The organism is Rhodopseudomonas sp. AAP120 (assembly GCF_001295845.1).
Classification (GTDB): Bacteria; Pseudomonadota; Alphaproteobacteria; order Rhizobiales; family Xanthobacteraceae; genus Rhodopseudomonas.
In genome coordinates, this window is record NZ_LJIC01000096.1 from 1 (window position 1) to 8,520 (window position 8,520).

Annotated in this window: 6 protein-coding genes; 3 read left to right on the forward strand and 3 right to left on the reverse strand. The window is 69.0% G+C overall.

The features are described from left to right. The first annotated feature begins 60 nt into the window (after positions 1-60). The 3 genes from IP86_RS15965 (at position 61) to IP86_RS15975 (ending at position 4,861) form a co-directional block, all read left to right on the forward strand. Entirely contained in the window at positions 61-2,430 is a 2,370-nt protein-coding gene (locus IP86_RS15965; RefSeq protein WP_349509535.1) for a ligase-associated DNA damage response DEXH box helicase, read from the forward strand. A 276-nt stretch (positions 2,431-2,706) separates the two neighbouring features. After that, a complete protein-coding gene (gene pdeM / locus IP86_RS15970; protein ID WP_054163527.1) occupies positions 2,707-3,357 on the forward strand; it encodes a ligase-associated DNA damage response endonuclease PdeM in 651 nt (216 codons plus the stop codon). Between the two features lie 202 nt (positions 3,358-3,559). Then, positions 3,560-4,861: an NRAMP family divalent metal transporter gene (locus tag IP86_RS15975; RefSeq protein ID WP_245290646.1), complete on the forward strand. Its 1,302-nt coding sequence runs from the start codon at positions 3,560-3,562 to the stop codon at positions 4,859-4,861. Between the two features lie 212 nt (positions 4,862-5,073). On the opposite strand, the gene IP86_RS15980 is transcribed toward IP86_RS15975, so the two are convergent. The 3 genes from IP86_RS15980 to IP86_RS15990 all read right to left on the reverse strand — a co-directional run. Beyond that, complete coding sequence (locus tag IP86_RS15980; protein ID WP_054163524.1) at positions 5,074-5,859, reverse strand: TIGR02186 family protein; 786 nt, start codon at positions 5,857-5,859, stop codon at positions 5,074-5,076. Continuing rightward, entirely contained in the window at positions 5,859-6,782 is a 924-nt protein-coding gene (locus IP86_RS15985; RefSeq protein WP_054163525.1) for a sulfite exporter TauE/SafE family protein, read from the reverse strand. Before IP86_RS15985 ends, IP86_RS15980 begins: the two co-directional genes overlap by 1 nt. 166 nt (positions 6,783-6,948) lie before the next feature. Then, positions 6,949-8,520, reverse strand: a 1,572-nt coding sequence (locus IP86_RS15990) for a tetratricopeptide repeat protein (protein WP_197279838.1), incomplete at its 5' end; no start/stop codon positions are given.

An 8,520-nucleotide genomic window follows, 5' to 3' on the forward strand; every position in this document is an offset into this window, starting at 1 on the left:
CATCCGGCACGGCAAGCTGCGCTTGCCGCGCCACCTTCTCCCCGCGCGCGGGGAGAAGGAATGGTGCCGCGACCAGGCGGCCTGCACACGCTGTATATCTCGCCGCTCAAGGCGCTGGCGGTCGACATCGCCCGCAATCTCGAAGCGCCGATCGCCCAGATGAAGCTGCCGATCCGGGTCGAGACCCGCACCGGCGACACGCCGGTGTCGCGGCGGACGCGGCAGCGCAAATATCCGCCGGACATCCTGCTGACCACGCCGGAGCAACTCGCGCTACTGCTCGCCTCCGACGACGCGCCGTTCCTGTTCGGCTCGCTGCGCCGCATCGTGCTCGACGAACTGCACGCACTGGTGACGTCGAAGCGCGGCGACCTGCTGTCGCTTGGCCTCGCCCGGCTGTGGCGGATCGCGCCGCAGCTCCGCGCCACCGGCCTGTCGGCGACCGTCGCCGACCCGGACGAACTCGCGCGCTTCCTGGTGCCGCAGCCGTTTGTCCCCTCTCCCCTCGTGGGAGAGGGAGAAATGGCCTGCGAGCGAGCTCAAGCCGACATCGTCGTCGCCAGCGGCGCGGCGCAGCCGATCGTCGAGATGCTGGATACCAAGGAGCGGCTGCCATGGGCCGGCCACTCGGCACGGCATGCGCTGGCCGAGATCTACGATCTGATCAAGCGCAACACCACCACGCTGGTGTTCGTCAACACCCGCAGCCAGGCCGAGATGCTGTTCCAGGAACTCTGGCGGATGAACGACGACAATCTGGCGATCGCGCTGCATCACGGCTCGCTCGACGTCGCGCAGCGCCGTAAAGTCGAGGACGCGATGTCGGCCGGGCGCTTGCGCGGCGTGGTGTGTACTTCGTCGCTCGATCTCGGCATCGACTGGGGCGACATCGATCTCGTCGTCAATGTCGGCGCGCCGAAAGGCTCGTCGCGGCTGATGCAGCGGATCGGCCGCGCCAATCACCGTCTGGATGAGGCCTCACGCGCCGTGCTGGTGCCGGCCAATCGCTTCGAAGTGCTGGAATGCGCCGCCGCGATCGACGCCGTCGCCGAGAACGCGCAGGATACGCCGCCGCAGCGCAAGGGCGCGCTCGACGTGCTGGCGCAGCACATCCTCGGCTGCGCCTGCGGCGAGCCATTTTTCGCGGATGATCTGTTTCGCGAAGTACGGAGCGCCGCGCCTTACGCCGACCTCAGTCACGCCGATTTCGACGACACGCTCGATTTCGTCGCCACCGGCGGCTACGCGCTGAAGAGCTACGAGCGTTTCGCCCGCATCAGGCAGGACAAACAGGGCAAGTGGCGCGTCGCCAATCCGAAGGTGCGGCAGGCCTATCGGCTCAACGTCGGCACCATCGTCGAAGAGGCGATGCTGAAGGTGAAGCTGGTGCGCTCCGCCAGATCCAAAGGCGGCGGCCATACCGGCGCGATCGCGCGCGGCGGCCGGATGCTCGGCCAGATCGAGGAGTACTTCATCGAGGGGCTGACCGCCGGCGACACCTTCGTGTTCGGCGGCGAAGTCGTGCGCTACGAGGCGCTGGTGGAGGATCAGGTCTACGTCTCGCGCGCGCACGACAAGGACGCGCGGGTGCCGTCCTACATGGGCGGCAAGTTCCCGCTGTCGACCTACCTCGCCGAGCGCGTCCGCGGGTTGCTCGCCGACAAAAGGACCTGGAAGGGGCTGCCCGATCAGGTGCGCGACTGGCTGGCGCTGCAGACCAAGGCGTCGAAAGTGCCCGGCCGCAGCGAACTTGTCGTGGAGACCTTTCCGCGCGCCGCCAAGTACTATCTCGTCTGCTATCCGTTCGAGGGCCGGCTGGCGCATCAGACGCTCGGCATGCTGCTGACGCGACGGCTGGAACGCGCCCGCGCCCGGCCGCTCGGCTTCGTCGCCAACGAATACGCACTGGCGGTGTGGGGGCTCGGCGATACGTCGCACATGATCCGGCAAGGCCGGCTCGATCTCGACGCGTTGTTCGATCCCGACATGCTGGGCGACGATCTCGAAGCCTGGCTCGCCGAATCGGCGCTGATGAAGCGCACCTTCCGCTACGCGGCGATCATCTCCGGACTGATCGCGCGGCGCTTCGCCGGCGAGGAGAAGTCGCGCCGCCAGGTGCTGTTCTCGACCGACCTCGTCTACGACGTGCTCAACAAGCACCAGCCCGACCACGTGCTGCTCCGCGCCGCCCGCGCCGACGCCGCCACAGGGCTGCTCGATTTGCGCCGTCTCAGTGATATGCTGACACGAATCAAGGGGCACATCGTCCACAAGGAACTCGACCGGGTTTCACCGCTCGCGGTGCCGGTGATGCTGGAAATCGGCCGCGAAGCCGTGTACGGCGAAGCCTCCGACGAACTGCTCGCCGAAGCCGCCGACGAACTGGTGCGCGAGGCGATGGAAGATCCATCAAGGCGTAGGATGGGTTGAGCGCAAGCGAAACCCATCGTGCGCGGGCACTGAACTCGCTGCACTGAACTGATGGGTTTCGCTGCGCTCAACCCATCCTACGGATGAGATTTGATAGTTGCCGAGCGAACCGACGAGATGTTCTCTTCTCCCTCCCCCCTTGCGGGGGAGGGTCGGGGTGGGGGGTGCCACGGGCACGACGTTCAAGTGACTCATCGTTCCGCCGCCACCCCCGACCCCGGATCAAGTCCGGGGCAGGCTCCCTCCCCGCAAGGGGGAGGGGAGCAGAGCGTCGCCATCGCCGGCGCGACGTTCGTCGCCGATCTGTCGGGGGCGCTGTACTGGGAAGCGGAGCGGCTGCTGGTCGTGTCCGATCTGCACCTGGAAAAAGGCTCGAGCTACGCGATGCGCGGCGTGCTGCTGCCGCCTTACGACACGGTGGCGACGCTCGGCCGATTAGGTGCGGTGATCGCGCGGTTCGATCCGCGCTGCGTGATCGCGCTCGGCGACAGCTTCCACGACCGCGACGCGCACGGCCGGCTCAGCGTCGCCAATCGCGATATCCTGACCGCGCTGCAGGCGCGGCGCGACTGGATCTGGATCGCCGGCAACCACGATCCGGATCTGCCGACCGATCTCGGCGGCAGCGTCGCGGCAGAAGTGACGGTCGGGGCGATCGCGTTCCGCCACGAGCCGACCGGCGCGCGCGGCGAGATCGCCGGCCATCTGCATCCGAAGGCCCGCGTCAGCCGCCGTGGCCGCAGCGTCGAGCGGCGCTGCTTTGCGGGGGATGGCGAGCGCGTCGTAATGCCGGCATTCGGCGCCTACACCGGCGGCCTCAACATCCGTGACGCCGCGTTCGCGCGCCTGTTCGGCTCCGCCGCCTTCATCGCCCATGTCCTCGGCGACCACCGCCTCCACGCTATCGCCGCGTCGCGCTGCTGCTGAGCAACGCGCGCCCGCCGAGCGACTTGCTTCTCGGAAGAGCACGGTGCTTGGGGGGAGCGCCGTGGAAGAGTAGTCGGGTCGCCCTGCTCGCCTCGTTCCATTGCCGGAACCAACTCGCCTGGGCTAAGTTGTCGCACATGGCAACTGGCCGGGGATGCGTGTGACGACCGAGCCGAACAGCAAGCCTGCGCACGCGGACTTCATCGATCCGGATCCGTCCGCGCCGAAGGTCCAACGCCTCGAGACCTTCCGCTTCAAGAACTTCCTCAAGACCCTCGGCCCCGGCCTGATCACCGGCGCTTCCGACGACGATCCGTCCGGCATCGGCACCTACAGCCAGGCAGGGGCGCAGCTCGGCTACGGCATCGGCTGGACGATGCTGCTGACCTTCCCGCTGATGACCGCGATCCAGGAAATTTCCGGCCGGGTCGGCCGCGTCACCGGTCACGGCATCGCCGGCAATGTCTGCCGTCATTATTCGGGCAAGCTGCTCGGCGTCATCGTGCTGCTGCTGTTCACCGCCAACACCATCAACATCGCGGCCGACCTCGCCGCGATGGGCGACGCGACCAAGCTGCTGATCGGTGGTCACCCGCTGCTCTACGTCGTCGGCTATGGCGCGATCTCGGTGATCGCGCAGATCTTCTTCGACTATCGCCGCTACGTCGCGGTGCTGAAATGGCTGACGCTGTGCCTGTTCGCCTATGTGGCGGCGCTCGCCTTCGCCAAGGTCGACTGGCCGCAGGCGCTGACCGGCTTGCTGCTGCCGCGGATCAGCTGGAGCGTCGATTATCTGACCACGATCGTCGCCATCTTCGGGACCACGATCTCGCCCTATCTGTTCTTCTGGCAGGCCTCGCAGGAGGCCGAGGAAGAGCGCATCGATCCGGACAAGAAGCCGCTGGTGAAGTCGCCGCGTGATGCCCGCAGCGAATTCCAGCGCATCCGCGCCGACACCGTGATCGGCATGGCGTTCTCGAACCTGATCGCGCTGGCGATCATCACCACGGCGGCGGCGACGCTGCACGCGGCCGGCAAGACCGACATCCAGACCTCGGCGCAGGCCGCCGAGGCGCTGCGGCCGATCGCCGGACCGCTCGCCGAATGGATTTTTGCGCTCGGCATCGTCGGCACCGGCCTCTTGGCAATTCCGGTGCTGGCCGGCTCGGCCGCCTATGCGGTCGGCGAGGGCCGGCGCTGGCCGGTCGGGCTCGCCCGCAAGCCCAAGGAGGCGCGCGCGTTCTACGGCGTGCTGGCGCTGGCCGGCGTGCTCGGCATCGGCCTCAACTTCGCACCGATCAATCCGATCTCGGCGCTGTATTGGAGCGCGGTGATCAACGGCGTGCTCGCCGTGCCGGTGATGGTGCTGCTGATGCTGATGGTGGGACGGCGCTCGATCATGAAGCAGTTCGTGGTCCGTGGCTGGCTGTACTGGCTCGGTTGGCTCTCCACCGCCGCGATGGCGCTGAGTGTCGTGGCGATGGCGGTGGGGTATTTGCTTTAGCTGGCCGCACACGCCGTCATTCCGAGTTCGCGCGCGTTGCGCGCGCCCCGGAGTGACGTGCTTGGGAATGATGCGTGTCCCGCGCGCGGTGCAGCGCGAAGCGGTGCGCCGCAGATGCGGGACCCCGGTTATGCTCCTGAAGAAATCGGGGTCCCGGATCTGCGCAGCGGCACGCTATGCCGCAGCGCGTCCGGGACCCGGGGTGGCGGGAATTAGTCCCGCCTGAACACGATCGACGCCATCCATCCGGTCGCCAGCGCCATCAGCGCGGTGAACAGGCCGTAGAGGATGCCGTGCTGCTTGGCGGCGGTGGCGACGAATTGTTCGAAGCCGACCTTGGCGATCTCGAACGAGGTTTCGGTCTGGGTCAGCAATTCGCCCTGGCCGAACAGCTTGATCTGCACCTCGTAGCTGCCGATCGGCACTTCGGCGGGCAGCGGGATGCCGGTGCGGAACAGCGTCGGGGTGAGGAATTTCACCGCGGCCGGATCTTCCTCATAGAGCTTGCGCTCCTCGCGTAGCCTTACGAAGGCGGTGCGAAACTGATCGTCGGCGACGACGTCTGCGTAGTCGGTGCCGATCCGCTGCGTCAGCAGCGTATGCCGGATGCCGAGCTGCTGGCGCCGGCGCACGTCGGACGGCGCGATCGCCTCGAGCGGCCGATTGGAGAACACCGCCAGATAGCTCGGCACCATCAGGAACTGCCGGGAATCCGTGTTGATCCAGATCCCGAAGCGACGCTCCTTGCGGCGCGTCACCATATCGGCGCGCGGGCCGATCACCGTGACGACGAGGTCGTAGCCCATCTGCTCGACCGGCGCCGGGCTGTCGCGCTCGACCGAGCCGAACAGCACCAGCTCGCCGCCCGCATAGTTCGGCGTCACCGTCACGCGGGCATTGGACACCGACACGATCAGCTTCTCGGCGCGCGCCGGTGCGGCGACCGCGAGCAGCGCCAGCGCGGCGATCACCCAAAGCTGTCGCGCGCGGCCCGCCATCAGCTCGGCCCGGTTTCGCGCAGGGTGAACAATTCGTCCGGCCGGATGCCGAGCTCGATCGCGAAGCGGATGCCGACCGCCAGCACGATGAGGCCGAGCAGCAGCCGCAGCTGCTCGCCGCGGATACGCTGACCGGCGCGGGCGCCGAACTGCGCGCCGGTGACGCCGCCGATCATCAGGATCAGCGCCAGCACGGCGTCGACCAAATGATTGGTGGCGGCGTGCAGCACGGTGGCGATCAGCATCGTCACCAGCGTCAGCACCATCGAGGTGCCGACCACCATGCTGGTCGGCACCCGCAGCAGATAAATCAGCATCGGCACCAGGATGAAGCCGCCGCCGACGCCCATCACGGCGCCGATGAAGCCGATCAACAGCCCGATCATCACCACCGGGATGACCGACAGATACATCTTGGAGCGCTTGAACCGGATCTTCAGCGGCAGCGCGTGGATCCAGTTGCGGTTGCCGGTGCGGCCGGCGAGCGGCACCTGGCCGCGGCGGCTGCGCAGGATGGCGCGCAGGCCCTCGTACACCATCAGCCCGCCGACCGCGGTGAGCAGCACCACGTAGGACAGCGCGATCATCAGGTCGAGCTGGCCGACCGAGCGCATCAGCACGAAGAACCAGACGCCGAGCGCGGTGCCGGCGATCCCGCCGCATAACAACACGAACGCCAGCATCGGATCGATCGCGCGCCGCCGCCAATACGACAGCGCCCCGGAGAACGACGAGGCCGCCATGTGGCTGGTGACCGAGGCGACCGCGACCGCCGGGGCGATGCCGATGAAGATCAGCAGCGGCGTCATCAGGAAGCCGCCGCCGACCCCGAACATGCCGGACACGAACCCGACCGCAGCGCCCATCGCCAGGATGAGCAGGACGTTGACCGGAAGGTCTGCGATCGGGAGATAAAGCTGCACGCGCGGTCGCTTCGCAGTTCGTCGCTGGGGCTGAGGGCGCGCGGACCTGCGCGGCCCGGCCGCCCTCCATAACCGATATCAGCCTGACCGGGGATTAAAGAATCCGCGACGGCGGGGCTTTTTCGGCCCGCGCCGCCGTGACGTCGTGCGGTGGTGAACGGTTCGCTTAGCGCGCCGCCCGCTTGCCGGCCGCGGCGGATTTGGCGGCGGCCGAGGGCTGCGCGTCCCAGCCGCCGGGCGGCACCGCGACCTTGACGGCGTCGTCCGGCTGCGGCTCGACCGTGAAGGTCTGGATCGCCAGCCTGGCGGCCGACAGCGACTGCGGATCGAGCCGCTTGGCGACATCGTCGCGCTTGTGGCCGGCGTCGGCGTCGCCCTGGGCGGCGGCGAGGCTGAACCATTTGAACGACTCGGCGAGGTTCTGTTCGACGCCGATGCCGCGGGCGTACAGGATGCCGAGATTGAACTGGCTGTCGGCGACGCCGCGGACGGCGGCCTTGCGGAACCACTCCGCCGCGCTCTTGTAGTTGGCGCCGCGGCCGCCGCCATCGGCTTCCAGCACCGCGAGATTGTGCATCGCCTTGGCGTTGCCGCGGTCCGCCGCCTTGACGTAGTAGCGCCGGGCGACGTCGAGATCCTTCGGGACGCCGAGACCCTTTTCGTTGAGGGTCCCCATCCGGAACATCGCCGGCACGACGCCGGCCTGCGCGGCGCGGCCATACCACTTGGCGGCTTCCTCGGCATTGGCGGCGACGCCCTTGCCCTCGGAGAACCGGGTGGCGACTTCGTAGGCCGCCGCGGCGTCGCCCTTCAGCGCCGCCTTGCGCAGCGCCGGGCCGCCGATGGCGTCGGGCAGGGTTTCGCCGGCCGGGATCGTGATGGTGGCAACCGGGCCCGGCGGCGTGCCGGGCTGCTGGGTCTGGATCGAGCCGGTGACGTCGGCCGGTGCGGCGGCCGCCGGGGGCATCGGGGCGGGCTCCGGCGCGGCCGGGGTCTGCGGCGCGAACAGTGACTGCCGGTTGATCGGGGTCGGCGAGGTCATCGACGGCGCCGCCGGGGTCGGCGCGGCCGGCGCCGCGGCGGGCGGCGTCTCCTCGTCGTCCTCGGGAGCCGCGCTGTCCTGCGGGGCGGACTCGTGCAGGCTCGCCGCCGGAACCGGATGATCGCCGTCGAGCAGGTTCATGGTGATCTTGAAGGTGCCGAGCACGATCACCACGACGCTGGCGCCGACCAGCAGCGAGCGGATCTTGGAGCCGAGGGTGGTGCCGGGCTTGCCGGCGGCCGCGCCGGCGCTGCCGCTCTCCGGCTTGGCCTTGTCCGCTTTGGCTTTGGCCTTGTCGCCGGACTGCGCGGTCGCGGAGGCGGCCGCCTGGGCGGCGCGGCGCGCGGCGGCGATGAAGCTGGAGCTGCTGGCCGGCTCGGCCTTGGCGGGCCCGGCGAATTCGCTGAGCGCGCTTTCCGAGGCGGCGATCCGTTCCGACGGCGAGGCGACCCGGCCGGGCGGCCGTGTGCCGGGCTCGAGCGGATGATCCGGCGGCAGCGTGTCGGGCGCGGTCCAGCGGGTGGTGATCTGCGGCTCGGGCGCGCTGGTGCGGTTCGGCTGCGGATCGAGAATGTCGAAGATCGCGCGCGGTTCGGGCGCCGGCGCCGGGGCGGGCTCAGCCAACGGCCGGCCCGGCGCGAAGTCGCGCGGAGCCGCCACGAAGGCAGGCGCGGGAGCCGGAGCCGCGGCGGGGTT

Excerpts from the sequence above, each read along its gene's own strand:
- IP86_RS15980 (WP_054163524.1), bottom strand. The coding sequence starts at position 5,859 with ATGGCGGGCCGCGCGCGACAGCTTTGGGTGATCGCCGCGCTGGCGCTG.
- IP86_RS15965 (WP_349509535.1), top strand. The coding sequence starts at position 61 with ATGGTGCCGCGACCAGGCGGCCTGCACACGCTGTATATCTCGCCGCTC.